18 protein-coding genes and 1 pseudogene are annotated in these 18,783 nt (G+C 75.1%); 9 read left to right on the top strand and 10 right to left on the bottom strand.

Annotated features, from left to right (window positions below; translation table 11 throughout):
* Nucleotides 1-12: 12 nt before the first annotated feature.
* Genes D7193_RS22010 through D7193_RS33510 form a run of 5 tightly spaced genes read right to left on the bottom strand, consistent with a single transcriptional unit; the run spans nucleotide 13 to nucleotide 2,572 of the window.
* The gene (locus D7193_RS22010) at nucleotides 13-753 is read right to left on the bottom strand and encodes a helical backbone metal receptor (RefSeq protein ID WP_120782131.1); all 741 of its coding nucleotides are present in this window, start codon (nucleotides 751-753) and stop codon (nucleotides 13-15) included.
* A 60-nt stretch (nucleotides 754-813) separates the two neighbouring features.
* Nucleotides 814-1,368: a hypothetical protein gene (locus D7193_RS22005; protein WP_120781461.1), complete on the bottom strand. Its 555-nt coding sequence runs from the start codon at nucleotides 1,366-1,368 to the stop codon at nucleotides 814-816.
* Nucleotides 1,365-1,883 carry a hypothetical protein gene (locus tag D7193_RS22000; RefSeq protein WP_120781460.1) on the bottom strand — a complete coding sequence of 173 codons (519 nt, stop codon included), beginning with the start codon at nucleotides 1,881-1,883 and terminating at the stop codon, nucleotides 1,365-1,367. The genes D7193_RS22005 and D7193_RS22000 overlap by 4 nt, the downstream gene beginning before the upstream one ends.
* 27 nt (nucleotides 1,884-1,910) lie before the next feature.
* Entirely contained in the window at nucleotides 1,911-2,387 is a 477-nt protein-coding gene (locus tag D7193_RS21995; RefSeq protein ID WP_158674835.1) for an Asp23/Gls24 family envelope stress response protein, read from the bottom strand.
* Nucleotides 2,384-2,572, bottom strand: coding sequence for a hypothetical protein (locus tag D7193_RS33510; RefSeq protein WP_158674834.1), 189 nt, complete (start codon nucleotides 2,570-2,572; stop codon nucleotides 2,384-2,386). The genes D7193_RS21995 and D7193_RS33510 overlap by 4 nt, the downstream gene beginning before the upstream one ends.
* A gap of 223 nt (nucleotides 2,573-2,795) precedes the next feature.
* Between D7193_RS33510 and D7193_RS21990 the strand changes: the two genes are divergently transcribed.
* Nucleotides 2,796-3,677 carry a DUF2726 domain-containing protein gene (locus tag D7193_RS21990; RefSeq protein ID WP_120781458.1) on the top strand — a complete coding sequence of 294 codons (882 nt, stop codon included), beginning with the start codon at nucleotides 2,796-2,798 and terminating at the stop codon, nucleotides 3,675-3,677.
* A gap of 305 nt (nucleotides 3,678-3,982) precedes the next feature.
* Nucleotides 3,983-5,248, top strand: coding sequence for a hypothetical protein (locus D7193_RS33870; RefSeq protein ID WP_187356264.1), 1,266 nt, complete (start codon nucleotides 3,983-3,985; stop codon nucleotides 5,246-5,248).
* 135 nt (nucleotides 5,249-5,383) lie between these two features.
* Here the strand turns inward: D7193_RS33870 and D7193_RS21980 are convergent, their stop codons facing one another.
* Together D7193_RS21980 and D7193_RS21975 are read right to left on the bottom strand one after the other, a co-directional pair.
* Nucleotides 5,384-5,731 carry a histone-like nucleoid-structuring protein Lsr2 gene (locus tag D7193_RS21980; protein WP_120781457.1) on the bottom strand — a complete coding sequence of 116 codons (348 nt, stop codon included), beginning with the start codon at nucleotides 5,729-5,731 and terminating at the stop codon, nucleotides 5,384-5,386.
* Between the two features lie 174 nt (nucleotides 5,732-5,905).
* Nucleotides 5,906-6,565: a response regulator transcription factor gene (locus D7193_RS21975; RefSeq protein ID WP_120781456.1), complete on the bottom strand. Its 660-nt coding sequence runs from the start codon at nucleotides 6,563-6,565 to the stop codon at nucleotides 5,906-5,908.
* A 105-nt stretch (nucleotides 6,566-6,670) separates the two neighbouring features.
* On the opposite strand from D7193_RS21975, the gene D7193_RS21970 reads away from it, so the two are divergent.
* From D7193_RS21970 to lon, 4 genes are all read left to right on the top strand, one after another.
* Nucleotides 6,671-7,363, top strand: coding sequence for a sensor histidine kinase (locus D7193_RS21970; RefSeq protein WP_147434429.1), 693 nt, complete (start codon nucleotides 6,671-6,673; stop codon nucleotides 7,361-7,363).
* 86 nt (nucleotides 7,364-7,449) lie between these two features.
* Complete coding sequence (locus D7193_RS21965) at nucleotides 7,450-8,319, top strand: manganese catalase (protein WP_120781454.1); 870 nt, start codon at nucleotides 7,450-7,452, stop codon at nucleotides 8,317-8,319.
* Between the two features lie 122 nt (nucleotides 8,320-8,441).
* Nucleotides 8,442-8,705 (top strand): hypothetical protein, encoded by a 264-nt coding sequence (locus D7193_RS21960; RefSeq protein WP_147434428.1) that lies wholly within the window; start codon nucleotides 8,442-8,444, stop codon nucleotides 8,703-8,705.
* A gap of 38 nt (nucleotides 8,706-8,743) precedes the next feature.
* Nucleotides 8,744-11,080, top strand: coding sequence for an endopeptidase La (lon, locus tag D7193_RS21955; RefSeq protein WP_120781452.1), 2,337 nt, complete (start codon nucleotides 8,744-8,746; stop codon nucleotides 11,078-11,080).
* Between the two features lie 162 nt (nucleotides 11,081-11,242).
* Here lon and D7193_RS21950 read toward each other — a convergent pair.
* Together D7193_RS21950 and D7193_RS21945 are read right to left on the bottom strand one after the other, a co-directional pair.
* Nucleotides 11,243-12,952: pseudogene (locus D7193_RS21950) on the bottom strand (DEAD/DEAH box helicase); the annotation flags it as partial.
* A 179-nt stretch (nucleotides 12,953-13,131) separates the two neighbouring features.
* Nucleotides 13,132-13,983: a hypothetical protein gene (locus D7193_RS21945; protein WP_241563288.1), complete on the bottom strand. Its 852-nt coding sequence runs from the start codon at nucleotides 13,981-13,983 to the stop codon at nucleotides 13,132-13,134.
* Nucleotides 13,984-14,116: 133 nt separating this feature from the next.
* Here D7193_RS21945 and D7193_RS21940 point away from each other — a divergent pair, with 133 nt between their 5' ends.
* The 3 genes from D7193_RS21940 to D7193_RS21930 are packed head-to-tail and all read left to right on the top strand — an operon-like array spanning nucleotide 14,117 to nucleotide 16,500.
* Nucleotides 14,117-15,268, top strand: coding sequence for a sensor histidine kinase (locus tag D7193_RS21940; protein WP_241563287.1), 1,152 nt, complete (start codon nucleotides 14,117-14,119; stop codon nucleotides 15,266-15,268).
* Complete coding sequence (locus tag D7193_RS21935; protein ID WP_120781450.1) at nucleotides 15,265-15,870, top strand: response regulator transcription factor; 606 nt, start codon at nucleotides 15,265-15,267, stop codon at nucleotides 15,868-15,870. The genes D7193_RS21940 and D7193_RS21935 overlap by 4 nt, the downstream gene beginning before the upstream one ends.
* 42 nt (nucleotides 15,871-15,912) lie before the next feature.
* Nucleotides 15,913-16,500, top strand: coding sequence for a 2'-5' RNA ligase family protein (locus tag D7193_RS21930; RefSeq protein ID WP_120781449.1), 588 nt, complete (start codon nucleotides 15,913-15,915; stop codon nucleotides 16,498-16,500).
* Here D7193_RS21930 and D7193_RS21925 read toward each other — a convergent pair.
* Nucleotides 16,491-18,716 carry a glycoside hydrolase family 43 protein gene (locus D7193_RS21925; protein WP_120781448.1) on the bottom strand — a complete coding sequence of 742 codons (2,226 nt, stop codon included), beginning with the start codon at nucleotides 18,714-18,716 and terminating at the stop codon, nucleotides 16,491-16,493. The two genes, D7193_RS21930 and D7193_RS21925, sit on opposite strands and share 10 nt — an antisense overlap.
* Between the last annotated feature and the right edge of the window lie 67 nt (nucleotides 18,717-18,783).

Here is an 18,783-nt window from a genome sequence, read left to right as displayed (position 1 = left end):
CGCCGGTGGCGCTCAGGGCGCCCGCTCGGCGGGCGCGGTGACCGGCCGGGCCAGCTGCGCGGCGAGCAGCGCGGGCGCCTCCGCCAGGGACGGGCCGTACCAGGTGAGATGCCGGCCGGAGAGGAGCGCGCAGGGCGTGCCGGGGAACGCCTCCGGGCCGTCCGTGGCCGTGAAGCGGTACGGCTCGTCGGGCAGCACCACGAGGTCGGCGTCCCGGCCCCGCAGCTCGGCGAGTTCCGGGCGGGGGTAGCGGTCGGGGTGCCGGGCGTAGACGTTCTCCACCCCGAGCCGGCGCAGCACGTCCCCGGCGAACGTGTCGGCGCCGAGCACCACCCAGGGCCGTCGCCACACCGGCACCACGGCCCGGCGTGCCGGGGCGAGCCGGGGCGGATCGGCCCAGGCCCGGCGGGCGGTGGCCAGCCAGGCGGGTTCCCGCGCCGCACCGAGCGCCGTGAGCAGGTCGGCGAGTTCGGCGAGCGCCCCCGGGACCGTGCGCGGGTAGGTCACGCGTACCGGGATGCCGGCGGCGGCCAGCGCGTCGGCGTCCTCGCGGCGGTTCTCCTCGACGTTGAGCAGCACGAGGTCGGGATCCAGCGCACGCACCCGGTCCAGGTCGGGGTACTTGCTCCCGCCCACCCGGGGCACGTCCAGGCCGGCCGGGTGGGTGCACCAGTCCGTGGCGCCCACCAGGACGCCGGGCAGCGTCACCGCCACCGCCTCGGTCAGCGACGGCACCAGCGAGACCACCCGCACGTCGAACCTCCCCACCGCGGCCCGGGACACCGCCGACCACCGATCATGCCGCGCCGACCGTCAGCGGGACGGCCCGGAGTCCACGTGCGCGGTCACGTCCAGGCGGGCGGGGCGGCAACCCATCGTGTCGGCGTACCGGCGGACGGCGCTGTCCACGTGCTCACGCAGCCCGGCCGTACGCGTGCCCGCGGCCACCTCCACCCGGATCCACAGGTCGGGCCGCGGCGGCGTGCCTGTGAGCACGACGTGGGCCCGGCGGATGCGGGGATCCCCGGTCAGGTCCCGCTCCAGCGCGCGGACGAGGGCGCCCGCCGCCAGCCGGGTCCGCCCCCGCCGGCCGGGGTGAGCGAGGGTGCCGTACCCGCGTCCACGGGCCGCGCCCAGCTCGGCGCGGAGCAGCCAGAGCCCGGCGAGGGCGGCGAGGACGCCGACGACCGCCAGCGCGAGAGCGCCCCAGGGCGCGGCGAGCCGGAACGGGCGCCGGAGCCCGGCGTCGAGGAGCACCCCGGCGCCGCCGGGCAGCCGGCCGAGGTTCACGGCCAGCACGGTGCCGCCGAGCGCGACCAGCAGCAGCGCGACGACGGTCCAGAGCAGGCGGTGCGCGGCGTTGGTCACGGCGCCCGCCGGCGGGGGAGCAGGCGTACCTCGACGCGGCCCGTGCAGGGCGCGGCCAGCCGGTGCAACTCCTGGCGTACGGCGAACGCGACCTCGGCGGACGCCGCGGGATCCCCGGTGGCCACCACCCGCGGCCGCCAGCCGGCGCCGCGGCGCCGGACGCGCACGCGTGCCCGCCCTACGCCCGGCACCGACCCGGCCGCGGCCGCCAGCCGGCGCTCCACGGAACGGCGGTGCAGGTGCCATCCGCCGCCGGCGTCCAGCCGGGCCGGGCTCCACCGCCGCAGCTCGGCGGCGAGGATGCCCAGGCCGAGCAGGAGGGCCGCCACTGCGGCCGCACGGACGATCGGGTCGTCCCACCGGGTGCGCCCCAGCGCCGCCGACCAGGCGGCGGTGTCGACGAGCAGCGCGCGGCGGCCCGCCGCGGCCAGCAGCGCCTCGACCGCGAGGAGCGCTCCGCCGGCGAGGAGCGCGGCGGCGAGCAGCAGGGTGGCCAGCCGGTTGGCGGTACGCATCTCACCTCCCGATCGCAGGGGCGGCCCTCACGCCGGCGGCGGCACATCCACGCCCGGGACGACCACGTCGTCCACCGTGACCGTGACCTCGCGTACGGCCAGCCCGGTGGCCACCCGTACCCGGTCGATCACCACCTCCCGGATCGCGTCGGCCACCGTCAGCACGTTGTGGCCGTACCAGGTGACGACGTCGACGTCGACGGCCGCCGCCCGGTCGTCGAGGCGGACTGCCACGCCGTGCGGGCGGGCCGGCACCGCCACGAGCGCGTGCACGCCGGGCACCTGCCGGGCCGCCTCGGCGCTGATCCGGGCCACCACCTCCGGGCCGATCCGGGTCGCACCCCGGCCGGCCACGGGCGTGGCACGGTCGGCCCGGCCCGCCTCCGGGATGCCCCGGCCGGCCACGGGCGTGGCACGGTCGGCCCGGTCCGCCTCGGGGACGCCCCGGTCGGCCGCGAACGTGGCCCGGTCCGCCTCGGGCGCGCCGCCCCGGTCGCCGGTCACCGCCGTCGGGCGGCACCGGAGCGGTCGCCGAGCCCGGTGACCGCCACGTCCCCGTCGAGCACCCGGACGACCAGCCACCCGACGAGGCCGGCGAGCACCGCGAGCCCGGCGGCGCCGGGGCCGGCCGCCGCCCAGACCGCGACCAGCAGAAAGCCGGCGAGAAAGCCGAACTGTTGTCGTGACATGGCACCTCCCCGCCGGTGCGTGACCGGCGCGGATCTGGATACACGCTCCCGGCGGGCCGGAACCTCACCCTGCTGTGATCCACGTCACATCTTCGTTTCTCCTCGCCGTCGCGGCCGGCGGCCCGCCCGCCGCTCGCTCCCGCACGGGCGAACCGGCGGGGGGCCGTCATGATCCAGCACCTACACTCGGGCCGGTCGACCGATCGGCGGATGGATCAGGCAGATGACGAGCACCGGCAGTGTCGAGGGCTCCCGGTTGCGGCAATCGCCCGCGACCGGCGGACGGACGCCGCTGTTCACACGAGCCGACCACCACGTGTACGCGGCACATCGGCTCGGCGAACTCCTGCCGGGCCGACCGTCGGGCGTCACCGGGAACCAGTGGAACACCGCCAGCCGCGAGGGGTACGACTTCGTGGTCCGCCGTACCGGGTCCGGTCTCCCCGTGGTCGCCGTGGAGATCGGTCCCGCGGCCGCGGCCGGGTCGCCGGCGCAGCGCGTGGACCGGATGAAGACCGCGGTCAGCGCCGCGGCGGGTCTCCCGGTGCTGCGGATCGAGTCGCCCACGCTGCGGCCCGCGGAGCACGGTCGCCGCGTCGTGGAGTACGTGCTCGACGCCCGCGACTACGCCGCCGCGACCGCGCCCGGCGACCCCGACGTGCCCGCGCCGGTCGGGTTCCGCGAGATCCTCGGCCGGCTCCCCGACGGGCGCACCGGTCACGTCAACGACCTGGGCGCGCTGGCCCGCGCGGCGGCGGTCGACGCGTACATCGCCCGGCGGCTCGTCGACCCCATCGTGCGCGGCCTGCACGTGCGGTGGACCGGCGGCGCGGCGGAGGGGTGGAGCTGGGTCGAGGTACGCCCCGGCGCCTGCCTCGTCGAGCGGGTGTCGGTGTGGGAGCGCCGGTTCTCCTGCGGCATCGATCCCGCGCAGTTGGCCGAGGACCTGGCCGCGGTCGCCGTGGGTGAGCGGCTGCGTGGTCTCGACGGTGCCGAACCGGAACTGGTGAGCCGTGATGCCTTGCGCGGCGCCATTCTCGCGCTGCGGGACCGCCGCGACGAGTTGACCGGCGGCTTCGCGTTCGACCATCTCTGCGCGGACTGATCCGGGCCGCGACACCGTCCGCCCGATCCGGGCGGTAGCCGCCGACGGGTCTCGGCGCGCGGATGGCCCGAACATTTTTCCGGCGCTGCGTTGAACCCTCGGTGTAGGCGTTCCGTACTCCAGCGGGAATGGACAGGATCTTCCCGTCCGCGGTACCGGGGGCGGGAGACGGCGCGGAAAATGCATCGTCGGTCATCGACATGCCACGGTCCGTCACGGCTGCTCCAGTCGTGGCGTGAGCGTGCAATTCCGCCGGTCCGCCGAGGGCACGGATCCACCACCGGATCGCGAAGGAGAACAATTCGATGCGCAGGTCCACACGGGCGCGCCGGTCGTCCGGTAACTCGCGGAGCAAGCGTCTGCTGGCCGTGGTCGGCACGCTCGTGGTCTTCGGCGGAATCGTCGCCGTGACCCAGATCTCGTCGGCCGAGGACCGGCGCTCTGGAAACACGCGTCCGGCCGCGGGGGCCTGTGTGCAGCCCAGCCCCGGCGCGACGGCTCCCGGCGGACGTGGCTCGACCACCCGCACCTGGCAGGACGGGGGATGGGTACGTAACCACTGGGGTGACGGGCAGCAGTCGATGCAGGAGTGCCAGCAGGGGACGGGCGGTGGCAGCGGATCCGGGGGCTCCGCGATCGCCTGCCCGGACGTCGCGGGTCAGCTCCCGGACGTGCCGCGCCGGGCGCGCGCCGAGGTCGAGCGCAACCTCAGCCAGTTGCAGAACCAGATCGCCGAGGCGGACCGCCGGCTGGCGGCCGAGGGCAGCCGGGGAGAGCAGTTCGTCCGCGACGCGATCCTCGGGCCGTTGGCCAGCAAGCGCCGTGCGACGCTGGCCCGCATCACGACCGCTATCGACCGGTTCGGGCCGCGGCCGCAGAACCTGGGTCGGCTCGCCGAGTGCCAGGTGGCACCGGTCGACAACGGCGGTGGGAACAACGGCGGCGGCAACAACGGCGGCGGCAACAACGGCGGCGGCAACAACGGCGGTGGCAACTCCGGCGGCGGCAACAACGGCGGCGGCACCGGGCTGGACGTACTCGCCAACAACTGCGACGAGAGTCAGCTCCAGGCCCACGACGGCTTCCAGAACGGCAACCGCTGCGTGAGCACCGCCTTCGGTGAGGTCGGCGCCGCGGCCAACAACCCCTCGCTGCTGATCACCGACTTCCCGACCGAGATCGGCGCCAACCAGCCCTTCACGCTGCGGGTCAGCACCCGCAACCTGGTCCGGGACCGCTTCCTGCCGGCCGCCCAGGGTGGCTACTACGTGGAGAGTTCCCTGCTCAACGGCGAGGGGCTGGTACGCGGCCACTTCCACACCGCCTGCCGGATGCTGGACAGCCTCGACGCGCCGCCCGAGCCGCAGGAGGTGCCCGCCTTCTTCGTGGCCACCGAGGACGGGCGGGGCGGCCGCGAGCCGGACGAGGTGACCATCCAGATCCCGGGTCTGCCGGAGTCCGGCACCGCGCAGTGCGCCGTCTGGGCCGGTGACGGCTCGCACCGCCTGCCGATGATGGAGCGGGCCAACCAGACGCCCGCCTTCGACGTGGTGCGCATCCAGGTGAACTGACGTGGTACCGGCGGCGGCCGGGTCGTCCGGACGGCTCCGGGCGGCCCGGCCGCCGTCGTCGCGAGCCGGAAACGAGTTCGGCCGGCCCGTACGGGCCGGCCGACCGTGACGCCGACGCGCGGCGGGGGGTACGCGTCAGCGGTTCTTGTACGCCTCGACGACCTCGACCGGGATCCGGCCCCGCTCGGAAATCTTGAAGCCGTTCTCGACGGCCCATTCCCGGATGGCCCGGTTCTGCTCCCGGTCCATTCCCGAGCCCCCGGACCGGGTCGCACGCCGTGCACCCCGGGCGCTTTCCACGGGCCCACGCCCGATACGCCGGCCGGCGCTGATGTACGGGTCGAGCGCCTTGCGCAGCACACCCGCATTCTCGTCCGAGACGTCGATGGTGTAGGCGACGCCGTCGAGGCTGAACTCGACCGTGCGGTCGGCCTTTCCGCCATCGAGGTCGTCGGTCAACACCGTGATTACTTTTCTGGCCATCGCCGATTACTCCCTGGTCTGGGGCGGGGTGTGGCCCAAAGTTTGGCGCACGATCCCCGTAAACCGCAAGAATACGGCAGTTCCATTTCGGCGGGTCGCGTTTCCGGGCCCCAATAGGGCCGGACGAGCGCCGTTTCCGTGATGGTCGTGGCTCCGGTGACGGTTGCCTTCCCGTCACGCTCCGTTCGGGTTCGTCCCGCCGAGCAGGCCGGCGTGCCCGGCGAGCGCGGCCGCCTCGGCGCGGGTGGAGACCCGCAGTTTCCGCAGCAGCGCCGCGGTCATCCGCTTCACGGTGCGTTCCGACACGTGCAGGTGGTCGGCGATCTCGAGAGTGCTCTTCCCGGCCGCGATGACCTGCAACAACCGGCGCTCCTCGGCGTCCAGGTCCACCGACGGGGTGCGTGCCGGGCGGAGCAGCCCGCGCAGCAGGCCCGACGGCAGCACGGCCCAGCCGTCGAGGATGGCCAGCAGCGGTGGCAGCAGTTCCTCCGGCTCGCTGGTCTTGGGCAGGTACCCCTCGGCGCCCGCGCGCAGCGCCTCCAGCGCCGGGGCGGGGTCATCGCCGCCGGACATGGCCACGACCCGCACGCGTGGCGTCGTACGCCGGATGGCGGCCACCGCGCGGATGCCGCCGGGTGGCGGCATCCGCAGGTCCACCAGGGCCAGGTCCGGCAGGCACCGGCTGACCAGCGAGGCGGCCGACGCCGCGTCGCCGGTCGAACCCACCACCTCTGCCCGCTTGTCGGTGATGGCGGGAAGGAGCAGTTCCAGGCCGCGGACGAACAGGGGGTGATCGTCCACGACGACGATGCGGATCGGGGGGGTGCCGGGCATGTCTGGTGGCTTCCCGAACGGGTACCGATCATGCGGATATGTACGGTGCGAGGGGAGATAGGACGGATGCACGGACGGCACGGGTTGCGGGGATTGTTGCGGGGTTTGCGGCGAACCGGCCGGGAGCGGGGGCATGACGGCGCGGCGGCACCCACGGACCCGGAACTGCTGTTGCGCGTGCTCTGCCACGAGTTCCGTACCCCCGTCAGCGCCCTCACCTCGCTCACCGGCGCGCTCGCCGACGACCGGCGCGAGCTGACCGGCGACGACCGGCGGGCCATCACCCGGCTCGCCCGCGACCAGGCCGTACACCTGCAGGCGCTGCTCCGGCAAGCCACCGCGGGCACCGGCGCGCTGGTGGTGCCCGCGGCGCCGGACGAGGCCGCGCCACTGGCCGGGATCCTGCGGGAGGCCGCGACCCTGGTGCCCGCGCACCGCCGCCGCACCCGGGCCACCCGGCGGGCCGCGGAGTTCGCCGTGCCCGCCGGACGCACCCGGCAGGTGCTGGTCAACCTCGTGGAGAACGCGCTGCGGCACGGGCCCGCGGACGGCCAGGTCGGGCTGTACGCGGCGGCGCGCCGCTCCGGCCTCAGCCTGCTGGTGACCGACGAGGGGCGGCTGGACGCGGGGCTACTCGACGCACTGCGCCGGCCCGTGCCGGCCGCCGGGATGTCCGGCCTCGGGCTGTGGATCGTTCGCCAACTCGTCGCGGTGGACGATGGCGCCCTCCACGTGCACCGGCTCCGCCCGCGCGGCGTGGCGATCGAGGTGTGCCTGCCGCTGCGATCGGCGCCTTGACCCGTGGGGGACGCCGGTTGGCCCGGGCGGGCCAGCGACGGGGGAAGTGTCCTCGGTGCCAGCTTCCGCGGCACCGAGGAGGACACGTGTTCACGCATATGAAGGATCTGCAGTTCGAGGCGAAGCCGGACGGTCCGGACGCCGCGTTCGCCCGCCGGCTCCAGGAGATCCTGGGCGGCAAGTGGGGCGAGATGACCGTCGCCAACCAGTACCTCTACCAGGGCTGGAACTGCCGGCTCCCGGGCAAGTACAAGGACCTCTTCCTCGACGTCGGCACCGAGGAGATGGGCCACGTCGAGATGATCGCCACCATGATCACCCGGCTCCTGGAGAACGCGCCGCTGTCGTTGCAGGAGGCCGCTGACGACAACCCGATGGTCGGCGCGATCTACGGCGGCTCCAATCCGGCGCACTTCATCCACGGCGGGGGCGGGGCCCTGCCGGTGGACAGCGCCGGGGTCCCCTGGAACGGCTCGTTCATCACCGCCAGCGGCAACCTGCTGGCCGACTTCCACCTCAACGTGACGGCCGAGGCGCAGGGCCGGCTGCAGGTGGCCCGGCTGTTCAACATGACCGACGACCCCGGCGTCAAGCAGATGCTCCGCTTCCTCCTGGCCCGCGACACCATGCACCAGAACATGTGGCTGGCCGCCATCGAGCAGCTCAAGGAGGACGGCCTGGAGGAGATGCCCGTCCCGGACGCCTTCCCCGACTCCGGTGACCTCACCGAGCAGTTCGGCTACACCTACCTGGACTTCTCCCCGGGCACGGACGCGTCCGAGGGTCGCTGGGCGTCGGGGCCGGCCCCGGACGGCAAGGGCGAGTTCCGGTACGACAACAGTCCGCGCACGCACGCGCCGGAGCCGGTCCTGCCGCCGGGAGACCCGCGCCTGTACGGCACCAACCCGGGCATGGCCGGCACGGTGGCCAGCAAGGTCAAGAGCAAGCTCACCTGACGCCGTCGTACCGGGTCGCCCGCCACGGCGGGCGGTCCGGTGGCATCCGTACGCGCCCAGGGTCCCGGCCTCCCGGCGTGCCCCTGCTCCCGCTCCGACCGATCCCGTACGAGGAGGCCGTCATGTCGTCGCATCCGCTGGTCCCGATCGCCCGTACCCGGGTCAAGCTCGTCGTCTGCGCCGCGCTGACCGCCGTCGCCGTGACCGCCGGGCTGCCCGGCTGGACGGTGGCCGCGCTGGCCCTCACCTGCCTCGCGATCCCGCTCGCGGTGGTGCTCGCCGGGGGTGGCCCGCTGCTGCGGCGGCTGCTGCTGCCGGCACCCCGACCTCGCGCCGCGAGTGGTCTGGCTCACACCCAGGAAGAAAGGGAACGCTTTGTTACTTGAGTCAGACACGCTCAACTCAACGCGATGGCAGGTGTTCGATGGCAACTCTTCCGGTTCTACCCCTGACCGATGCCGTGCTGCTGCCCGGCATGGTCATCCCGGTGACCCTCGACCCGACCACCCAGGCCGCCGTCGACGCGGCCCGCGCGACCGGCGACCGCAAGCTGCTGGCCGTGCCCCGCATCGACGGCGAGTACGGGCCGGTCGGCGCGGTGGCCACCATCGAGAAGGTGGGCCGGCTGCCCAGCGGCGAGCCCGCCGCCGTGATCCGCGGCCTCACCCGCGCCCGCATCGGCTCCGGCGTGCCCGGGCCGGGCGCCGCCCTCTGGGTCGAGGCGACCGAACTGTCCGAGCCCGCTCCCACCGGCCGGGCGCGTGAACTCGCCCGCGAGTACCGCGCCCTGACGACCTCCGTGCTCCAGCAGCGGGGCGCCTGGCAGGTCATCGACGCCATGGAGCGGATGACCGACCTCTCCGAACTCGCCGACTCCGCCGGGTACGCGCCCTGGCTGAACCTGGACCAGAAGAACGAACTGCTCGCCGCGCCGGACGTCACCGCCCGGCTGGAACTGCTCGTCGGCTGGGTCAAGGAGCACCTGGCCGAGCAGGAGGTCACCGAGCAGATCAACAACGACGTCCGCGAGGGGCTCGAGAAGTCCCAGCGGGAGTTCCTGCTGCGCCAGCAGCTCGCCGCGATCCGCAAGGAGCTCGGCGAGGACGAGCCGGACGGCTCGGCCGACTACCGGTCCCGCGTCGAGGCCGCCGACCTGCCCGAGAAGGTGCGCGAGGCGGCGCTGCGCGAGGTCGGCAAGCTCGAGCGGGCGAGCGACGCCTCCCCGGAGGCGGGCTGGATCCGCACCTGGCTGGACACCGTCCTGGAAATGCCGTGGAACACCCGTACCGAGGACAACACCGACCTGACGGCGGCCCGCGCGGTGCTCGACGCCGACCACGCCGGCCTGACCGACGTGAAGGACCGCATCCTGGAGTACCTCGCGGTGCGCAACCGCCGTGCCGAGCGCAACCTCGGCGTGGTCGGCGGGCGCGGCTCCGGCGCGGTGCTCGCCCTGGCCGGTCCTCCCGGCGTCGGTAAGACCAGCCTCGGCGAGTCGGTCGCTCGGGCCCTCGGCCGTACCTTCGTCCGGGTCTCCCTCGGCGGCGTGCGGGACGAGGCGGAGATCCGCGGTCACCGGCGCACGTACGTGGGCGCCCTGCCCGGCCGGATCGTGCGTGCCCTGCGCGAGGCCGGCTCGATGAACCCGGTCGTGCTCCTCGACGAGGTGGACAAGCTGGCCGCCGGTTACGCCGGCGACCCGGCCGCCGCCCTGCTGGAGGTGCTCGACCCGGCGCAGAACCACACCTTCCGGGACCACTACCTGGAGGTCGACCTCGACCTGTCCGACGTGCTGTTCCTGGCCACCGCGAACGTGGTGGAGGCCATCCCCGGCCCCCTGCTGGACCGGATGGAGCTGGTCACCCTGGACGGCTACACCGAGGACGAGAAGGTGGCCATCGCCCGGGACCACCTGCTGCCGCGGCAGCGGGAGCGGGCCGGGCTGACCGCCGACGAGGTGACCGTGTCCGACGAGGCCCTGGCCCGGATCGCGGGGGAGTACACCCGGGAGGCGGGCGTCCGGCAGCTGGAGCGGGCGCTGGCGAAGATCCTGCGCAAGGTGACGGTCGCCCTGGCGTCCGATCCCACGCCGGTGCGGGTGGACACCGACAACCTGGCCCGGTACCTGGGCCGGCCCAAGTTCACCCCGGAGTCGGCGGAGCGTACGGCGGTGCCGGGCGTGGCGACCGGCCTCGCGGTGACCGGCGCCGGTGGCGACGTGCTCTTCATCGAGGCGACCAGCATGGAGGGCGAGCCGGGGCTGACCCTGACCGGTCAGCTCGGCGACGTCATGAAGGAGTCCGCGCACATCGCCCTGTCGTACCTGCGGTCCAACGGGCGACGCCTCGGCATCGACCCGAACGCCCTGGCCGGGCGGCGGATCCACGTCCACTTCCCGGCGGGCGCGGTGCCCAAGGACGGCCCGAGCGCCGGCATCACCATGGTGACCGCGCTGGCCTCCCTGGTGACCGGCCGGCCGGTGCGGCCCGAGTTCGGGATGACCGGCGAGGTGACGCTCTCCGGGCGGGTGCTGCCCATCGGCGGCGTGAAGCAGAAGCTGCTCGCCGCCCACCGGGCCGGCCTCACCGAGGTGATCATCCCGAAGCGCAACGAGCCGGACCTGGACGACCTGCCCACCGAGGTCCGCGAGGCGCTGACCATCCACACCCTGGCCGACGTCGCCGACGTGCTCGCCCTGGCGCTGCGCCCGGCCGACATCGAGGCGGAGTCGCTGGACGGTCCGGCGCTCGCCGCGGCCTGACGGACGACGGACGGGCCCCCTGCCGATCCCGGCAGGGGGCCCGTCCGCGTGTCGGGAACCCGTTCAGGGGCGATCCCGGTCGTCGCGCCGGTCGCGCCGCTCGCCGCGGTAGTCGCCCCGGCCGTCGCGCTCGCGCCGGTCCCGCCGGTCGGGACCGTACGACCGCTCCCGGCGGTCCCGGTCGTCGCCGTCCCGGTCCCGGCGCACGGTCGCCTTGCGGCCCTTGATGGTCGTGGCGCGCAGGCCCGCGATCACCTCGTCGACCACGTCGTACGGGACCTCCACCAGCGAGAACCGGTCGGCGATCTCGATCGAGCCGATGTCCCGGCCCCCGATGCGGGTCTCGCCGGTGATGGCGCCCACCAGGTCCTGCGGGCGCACCCCGGCGCGCCGGCCGAGCCCCACGAACACCTGTGCGCTGCCGCCCGGCCGGGGTCGCCCGCCGGCGCGCCGCTCGCCCCGGGCGCCCTCCCGCGTCCCCCGCAGCGGCACCTGCGGGATCTCCTCCTCGTCGTCCGCGCCCGGCGACGTCGCCTCGTGCGCGAGCCGCACCGCCGCGAGGGCCACCTCCATGAGGTCGAACTCGTCGGTCAGCGACTCCACGATCACCCGGAACGGTTCCAGGTCGTCGTCGAGGAGGCTCTCCCGCAGCGCGGCCTGCGTGAGCTCCAGCCGCCGGGTCCGCAGGTCCGCCACCGTGGGGATGGTGTCGATGGCAATCCGCTGCCCGGTGACCCGCTCGATCGTCTTGAGCATCCGGTGCTCGCGGGGCTCGGCCAGGGTGATGGCCACGCCCTCGCGCCCGGCACGGCCCACCCGGCCGATCCGGTGCACGTACGACTCGGGGGCCGACGGCACGTCGTAGTTGACGACGTGGGTGAGCTGCTCGACGTCCAGGCCCCGCGCGGCCACGTCGGTGGCGACCAGCAGGTCGGCCGTGCCCGCCCGCAGCCGCCCCATCACCCGGTCGCGCTGCTCCTGGCTCATCCCACCGTGCAGCGCCTCGGCCCGGTAGCCGCGGCCGTTCATCGTCTCGGTGAGGCGGTCGACCTCCTCCCGGCTGCGGCAGAACACGATCGCCGCGGTGGGCGACTCGACGTCCAGCACGCGGCCCAGGGCGGCCGGCTTGTGCGCGCGGGCGACCAGGTACGCGCTCTGCCGTACCCGTGGGGCCTCCCCGGCGACCGGCTGCTCCCGCTCGATCTGGATGCGCACCGGGTCGCTCAGGTGCTGCCGGGCCATCCCGTCGATGCGCGACGGCATGGTGGCCGAGAACAGGACGGTCTGCCGCTCCTGCGGCGTGTGCTCCAGGATCGCCTCGATGTCCTCGGCGAACCCCATGTCGAGCATCTCGTCGGCCTCGTCCAGCACCACGGTGGCCAGCCCGCCCAACCGCAGCGTGTCCCGGGCGATGTGGTCCAGGGCCCGCCCCGGCGTGGCCACCACCACGTCGACCCCGGTGTCGAGGGCGCGCAGCTGCCGGCCGATCGGTTGCCCGCCGTAGATCGGCAGCACCCGTACGCCCAGCTCCCGGCCGTACCGGTGGAACGCCTCGGAGACCTGCACGGCGAGTTCCCGGGTCGGCACCAGCACGAGCGCGACGGGATCGCCGGCCGTGCGGTGCGCGGGCATCCGTTGCAGCAGCGGCAGGGCGAAGGCGGCGGTCTTGCCGGTGCCGGTGGCCGCCTGGCCGAGCAGATCCTGACCGGCGAGCAGCGGTGGGATCGCCTCCCGCTGGATCGGCGTGGGCTCCTCGTAACCGAGGGCGGCGAGCGCGCCCAGCAGCTCGTCGCGGAGCCCCAGCTCCGCGAAGCCGGTCGGCTCCTCGTCGCCAGGGTCGGTGGGGTGGGTCTGTGCGGGTGCCGAACTCATGTGACAAGCCTTTCATCACCGCCTCCGGCGCGCCGCGCCGACCTGCACAACCCACCCCCACTCCCGGCCGCCCGGGGGCTGACCGCCTCGGTGATCAAGAGGTTCGCGTCACGGATCGGCCCGGTTCTGACGCGAACCTCTTGATCACCGAGATGGGACCGGCGGCGCGGGCGGCGGGGTCAGGTGGCCAGGAGGGCCTGGATGATCGTGACGCCGAGGACCGCGTCGAGGACGCCGCACCATTCGGCATACGCGCGGGGCACGACCTCGTCCCGGCGGTGGTGCACGGCGTCCCAGACCGCGTGGCCGAGCCAGCCGAACGCCACCAGCCAGGCGGCGGCCCGCCCGCCGGCCGCCGCGGCGGTGAGCGCCAGCGCCGACCACGCGGCCAGCCCGACGAGCTGCCGGGCCAGCACGCCCGGCCCGCGCAGCCGGCGGCGGTACGCACCGACGACCAGGTACCCGACGGGCAGCACCAGCAGCGTCCACGGCCCGAGCACGCTCGGCGAGACCCAGGCGTCGACGGTCATCAGCAGGGCCAGGCCGGTCGGCCAGCGCCGGACCAGCGCGGCGGTCAGCGGTCCGCGTCGCGGCGCCGGTACGGGCGGGTCGTGCCGGCGGCGTAGCACGACGGCCACCATCGCCGGCACCATCAGCAGGTGACCGCCGAGCAGCACGGCGTCCCCGGCGATCCGGCCCGCCCAGTACGGCATCAGCAGCACCAGGAACGGGACGTACATGGCGGCCGCCATCTCGGCGCAGGCCCCCGCGGAGTGCCGCCGGTGCCGCATCCAGACGGTCATGCCGGCGGTCATGTTCGTGGCCATGACCAGGGCGGCCACGTCCGGTCGGTCGAGAGCGGTGGTGAGTCCCAGCGGGCCGGCGACGAGCGACCACACCGGGTCGAGCAGCAGCATCCCGGCGATCATGGCGAGGACCATCTCGCCGAGGTGCCGCAGCAGGTGGGTGACGCCGCCGGGCGCGTGCGGGACGGCGGTCGATGGCGGCTGGTGGGTCCGGGTTTCCGTCATGCCCTCGACCCTGCCGCTGGGGGCGGCCGGTGGGGCAGAGGGGAATGTCACCGGTCGTCCGTGCGATGTGCACGGTCCAGCCATGACGTTCCGCATGGCCGGACCGTGCGGCGGTGGCCCTACCATCGGGTCCGTGGCGCAGGAGGCGGCGGGACCCCGGGTGGACCGGCGGCTGCGGCGCGCCCGTACGGTCACGCTGCTGTCGCTCGCGACCGGGACGTGGGCCAGCCTGCTGACGCTGGTCGGTGTGGCCCGGGAACCCGACCCGACGCGCGCCGTGCTCGGCGCGGCGGGCGCCGTCCTCTTCGCCGCCGGTCAGGCCGCCGTGCTGTACGCGACGGTGACGCCCTGGCTGGCGCAGCGGTGGCGGCGCCGATCCGAGGTCGGCCTGGCCGTGCTGGCGGTGCTGAGCGTCCCGCTCGTCGGGCCTGTCGCCACGGGAGCGTGGCCGACCTGGGCCTGGCTGGGCGCGGCGCTGTTCGGCATGGCGCCGCTGCTCGTACGCCCGCCGGTCGCGGCCGTGGTGGCCGCGGCGGCCCTCGCCGTGTCGGCGGCCGTGGGCGTCTGGACGGGTGGCCCGGTGTGGCGGTTCCTCCTGGTGACCGGCGGCGTCGGTGCCGGTGTCGCCGTCGTGAACTGGGTCCAGATCTGGTTCTGGGACCTGCTCGTCGAGGCGCGGGAGGGGCAGGTGGCGCAGGCCCGGCTGGCCGCGGCCGAGGAGCGGCTCCGGTTCGCGCGGGACGTGCACGACGTACTGGGCCACGACCTGACGGTGATCGCGCTGAAGGCGGAACTGGCCGCCCGCCTCGCGGGGGTGGACGCGGAGCGGGCCGCCCGGGAGGCCGCCGAGGCGCAGCGGCTGGCCACGTCGGCCCTGACCGAGGTGCGGGAGACCGTGCACGGCTACCGGACCGTTGACCTGGCCGAGCAGCTCGACGCCGTGGCCGGGGTGCTGCGGTCCTGCGGCATACGGTGCGCCGTCGTGCCTCCGGCGGCCGACCTGCCGCCGGCCGCGGCCGGTGACCTGGCCGCGGTGCTGCGCGAGGCGGGCACGAACGTGCTGCGGCACAGCCGGGCCGGCTGGTGCCGGATCGAGATCGTGCGCGACGGCGACACGGCCCGGATGACGGTGACCAACGACGGGGCCGCCGACCGCGCGCCGGACGGGCGGAGCAACGGCCTGCGTGGCCTGGCCGACCGGCTCGCCACGACGGGCGGCCGGCTGCGCGTCCGGCGGGAGGAGAACGTGTTCACCCTCGAAGCCACCGTGCCGGTCGCCCCATGATCCGGACCCTGCTCGCCGACGACGAGGACCTGATCCGGGCCGCGCTGGCCGCCCTTCTCGGCCTGGAGCCCGACATCGAGGTCGTGGCCGAGGTGGCCGACGGGCCGTCGGCGGTCACGGCCGCGCGGGCGCACCGGCCCGACGTGGCGGTCGTCGACCTGGAGATGCCGGGGCTGACCGGTATCCAGGTCGCCGCCGAGCTGTCCCGGGCGCTGCCCGGGTGCGCGGTCGTCCTGCTCACCGGGCACGGCCGTCCCGCCCACCTGCGCCAGGCGCTGACCGCGGGCGCCCGCGGCTTCCTGCCCAAGGGCGCGCCCGGCGGCGCGCTCGCCGACGTGATCCGCCGCGTCCACGGCGGCGGCCGGTACGTCGACCCGGCGCTGGCCGCGGACGCGCTGACCCTTCCCGACTGCCCGTTGACGCCGCGGGAGCTGGAGACACTGCGGCTGGCCGAGGTGGGTGCCCCCGTCGCCGTGATCGCCCGGCGGGCGCACCTCTCCGCGGGGACCGTGCGCAACTACCTCGCCGCCGCCGTGCAGAAGCTCGGCGCGGCCGACCGGGCCGAGGCGATCCGGACGGCGCGGGAGAACGGCTGGCTGTGACCGCGCGCCCGTCCGGCGATGGGACGGTACTAGCGTGGGCGGGTGCGTACCGTCGAACTGGTCTGCTCGGCGGGCCTGGACGCCGCGGTGCGGGCCGCGTGGGACGGCTTGGCCGCGGCCGGCCTGCCCAGCCTTGCCCGCAACCTGCACCCGACGAACCGCCCGCACCTCACGCTCGCGGCGGTGGACGACTTCCCGCCCGGCGCCGAGCGGCGTCTCGCCGACCTGTTCGACGCGGCGCTGCCGCTGCCTGCCCGCGTCGACCGGGTGGCGGTGCTCGACGGCAGCGCCCCTCTGGTCTGGCTGCTTCGGCCGACGCCGGAGCTGGTCGCGCTGCACGGCGCGGTCTGGGACGTGCTCGAAGGGGCGCCCGGGCCGCGGCCCTGGCACCTGCCCGGGCGGTGGGTGCCGCACCTGAGCCTCGCGTTGCGGTTCCGCGACGCCGACCGCCGCCGCGCCCGGGCCGTGGTCGGCGGTGACCGGCCCGTCGGGGAGTTCGTGCGGGCGCGCAGTTACGACGGCGACGCCCGGACGGTGACGCCGCTCGGCGGGCGCGACGGCCCGGTGGGTGACGGGCCGGCCGGCCCCCGGTGCGTCGACCGGGGGCCGGGCCGTTCCGCTCAGCGGTAGAAGCGGAGGTAGTCGAACTCGGCGGTGACCGGCGGCTGCGCGCCGCCGTGCGCCACGAGGCCGATCCGCGGCGTGGTGCCGGCCGGGAACGTCCACACACCACCCCAGGTCCACCGCTCGCCGTCCCGGCTGGAGCCCGCCCGGAACTCGTGCTCGCCCGTGGCCGGGTCGACGCGGTGGGCCAGCCGGAGCCAGGTGGTGGTGGCGGGGGTGCCGACGATGGTGCCGCCGTACACCGGCTGACCGGCGAACGGAAGCTCGTAGCCGTACTCCACCTGCCGGGTGTTCCAGATCGCCACCTGGGCCAGCCGGGCGAACCGGTCGTCGTCGACGTAGGCGACGAGGCCGGCCTGCTGGTAGTTGCGGACGGTCTCCTCGCCGAGGTCGAGGGTCACCTTCGTCTCGACCACGTAGTCGCCGGCCGGGGCGTCGCGCAGCAGGACGCCCGCGGTGTTGCCGGTGCCCGTGAGGTCGGCGGCCTGTGTCGGCCAGCGCAGCGCGCCGCCGGACACCGTCGCCGCCGGGTCGGGGCGCACCCAGCTCCACGCCGGGTCGAGGCCGCCCGCGAACTCGTCGGAGTACGCCGGCAACGCGCGACCCACCCGGGGCTCCGACACGGCGGTCCGCGCCGGCACGTACAGCCGGGTCACGCTCACGTTGTCGAACTCGGCGGGCCCGCCGGCGGCGCGCAGGCCCACGCGGCCGGCCACCGGGCGGTCCAGCCGCAGCGTGACCACGGCGAGCTGGTCACCGAGCCGGGCCGGGCTCAGCTCGGCGACGAGCTGCCGGCCGCGTACCTCGACGGACAGGTTGTGCCGGTCGGCCGGGGTGAACCCGGCGGGCAACGCGGCGCCGGCCGTCCGGCCGCCGTCGCGGGCAACCAGCCGCCCGGCGGCCGTGTCGACGCGTACCTCGACGCGGTCGGCCAGGGCGACCCCGGCGCCGCGCGCCCCGGTGAGCCGCAGGTCGGCCTCCACCCGCACGTCGCCCCCCACGGTGGTACGGCTGGTGAGGGACCCGGTGCCGGTGAGCCGGCCGTCGGCGACCCGCCAGTCGCCGGTGCCCCGCCGCCAGCCGGCCAGGCCGGCGGTGTCGAAGCGCTCGTCTACCGGGCCGGTGGTGACCGGCGCGGGCCGCGGGCCGTCCGAGGGGCCGGCGCCCGCGTTCACGGTCGGCCAGCCGTCGATCCAGTCGAGCCGGTCGAGCAGCATCGGCCGCTCGTTGATTCCGAACGGCTCGTCCAGGTACGGGTCGGACCGGTCGATCGCGTGGTAGACGATCCAGTCCTGGCCGGACAGGTCGGTGAGGAACCCGTTGTGGCCGGTGCCGATCCACCGGTTGCCGTTCTGCGTGAGCACGGGGGTGCCGCCGGCACGGGACGCGGTGAGCGGGATCCCGTCCCGGTCCAGGAACGGCCCGCGCGGGCTGCGCGCCCGTCCGACCTGGACGGAGTAGCCGGTGGCAGGGCCGGCGCAGCAGTTCGCCGTCGAGGCGAAGAGGTAGTACCAGCCGTCGTGGCGCAGCACGTAGCTGCCCTCGAACTTGTTGTCGATGGCCACGAGGGTGGGCGTGCCCACCGCCCGCAACCCGTCGGGGGAGAGTTCGGTGACCGAGATGCCGCCGTAGTAGCTGCCGTAGTAGAGGTAGCTCGTCCCGTCGGTGTCGGTGAACTGGCTGGGGTCGATGGTCCACAGGAAACCGCCGCCGCCACCGGGACGCGGCGCCACCACGGGCTGGTCGGCGAAGGTCCAGGGGCCGGCGGGGGTGGGGGCCGTGGCCGCGCCGATGGCGTAGTCGCTGCCCTCCGGGGAGACGGTGGTGTCGGTGACCGTCACGTACATGACGTACCGGTCGCCGACGCGGCGCACGTCGGGGGCCCAGAACGCCGCGCCCGGCGCCGCGTAGGGCGGCCGCTGGTCGGGCCCGAAGGCGTCACCGACGTACGCCCAGTCGACCAGGTCGGTCGAGCGCGCGATGGGCACCCGGTGCGGCTGCCGCTCGCCCTCGCGCAGCGGGTCGGTGGTGCCGTACGCGTACCAGGAGCCGTCGTCGCCTCGGACGACGACGGGGTCGGCGAACGTGTCGCCCACCCCTGCGGAGATCGGGTTGTGGTATCGGGTGACGGATCGGTCGGCGGCGGCGGGCGCGGCGGGCGTGGCCGCCAGCAGTAGCCCGAGTACGGCGGCGACGGCGCCGCCGCGACGGAGATGTCCCATCAGACCTGCCTTGCGGTGGAGTGGTGGTAGCTGCGACTCGCGTCCCTTCTTACAACGTTGGATACAA

This window comes from Micromonospora costi (assembly GCF_003626655.1).
Taxonomy (GTDB): Bacteria; Actinomycetota; Actinomycetes; order Mycobacteriales; family Micromonosporaceae; genus Micromonospora; species Micromonospora costi.
This window is presented reverse-complemented; position numbering and strand designations above follow the sequence as displayed.

Excerpts from the sequence above, each read along its gene's own strand:
- D7193_RS22000 (WP_120781460.1), bottom strand. The coding sequence starts at position 1,883 with ATGCGTACCGCCAACCGGCTGGCCACCCTGCTGCTCGCCGCCGCGCTC.
- D7193_RS33510 (WP_158674834.1), bottom strand. The coding sequence starts at position 2,572 with ATGTCACGACAACAGTTCGGCTTTCTCGCCGGCTTTCTGCTGGTCGCG.
- D7193_RS21990 (WP_120781458.1), top strand. The coding sequence starts at position 2,796 with ATGACGAGCACCGGCAGTGTCGAGGGCTCCCGGTTGCGGCAATCGCCC.
- D7193_RS33870 (WP_187356264.1), top strand. The coding sequence starts at position 3,983 with ATGCGCAGGTCCACACGGGCGCGCCGGTCGTCCGGTAACTCGCGGAGC.
- D7193_RS21980 (WP_120781457.1), bottom strand. The coding sequence starts at position 5,731 with ATGGCCAGAAAAGTAATCACGGTGTTGACCGACGACCTCGATGGCGGA.
- D7193_RS21975 (WP_120781456.1), bottom strand. The coding sequence starts at position 6,565 with ATGCCCGGCACCCCCCCGATCCGCATCGTCGTCGTGGACGATCACCCC.
- D7193_RS21960 (WP_147434428.1), top strand. The coding sequence starts at position 8,442 with ATGTCGTCGCATCCGCTGGTCCCGATCGCCCGTACCCGGGTCAAGCTC.
- lon (WP_120781452.1), top strand. The coding sequence starts at position 8,744 with ATGGCAACTCTTCCGGTTCTACCCCTGACCGATGCCGTGCTGCTGCCC.
- D7193_RS21945 (WP_241563288.1), bottom strand. The coding sequence starts at position 13,983 with ATGACGGAAACCCGGACCCACCAGCCGCCATCGACCGCCGTCCCGCAC.
- D7193_RS21935 (WP_120781450.1), top strand. The coding sequence starts at position 15,265 with ATGATCCGGACCCTGCTCGCCGACGACGAGGACCTGATCCGGGCCGCG.
- D7193_RS21925 (WP_120781448.1), bottom strand. The coding sequence starts at position 18,716 with ATGGGACATCTCCGTCGCGGCGGCGCCGTCGCCGCCGTACTCGGGCTA.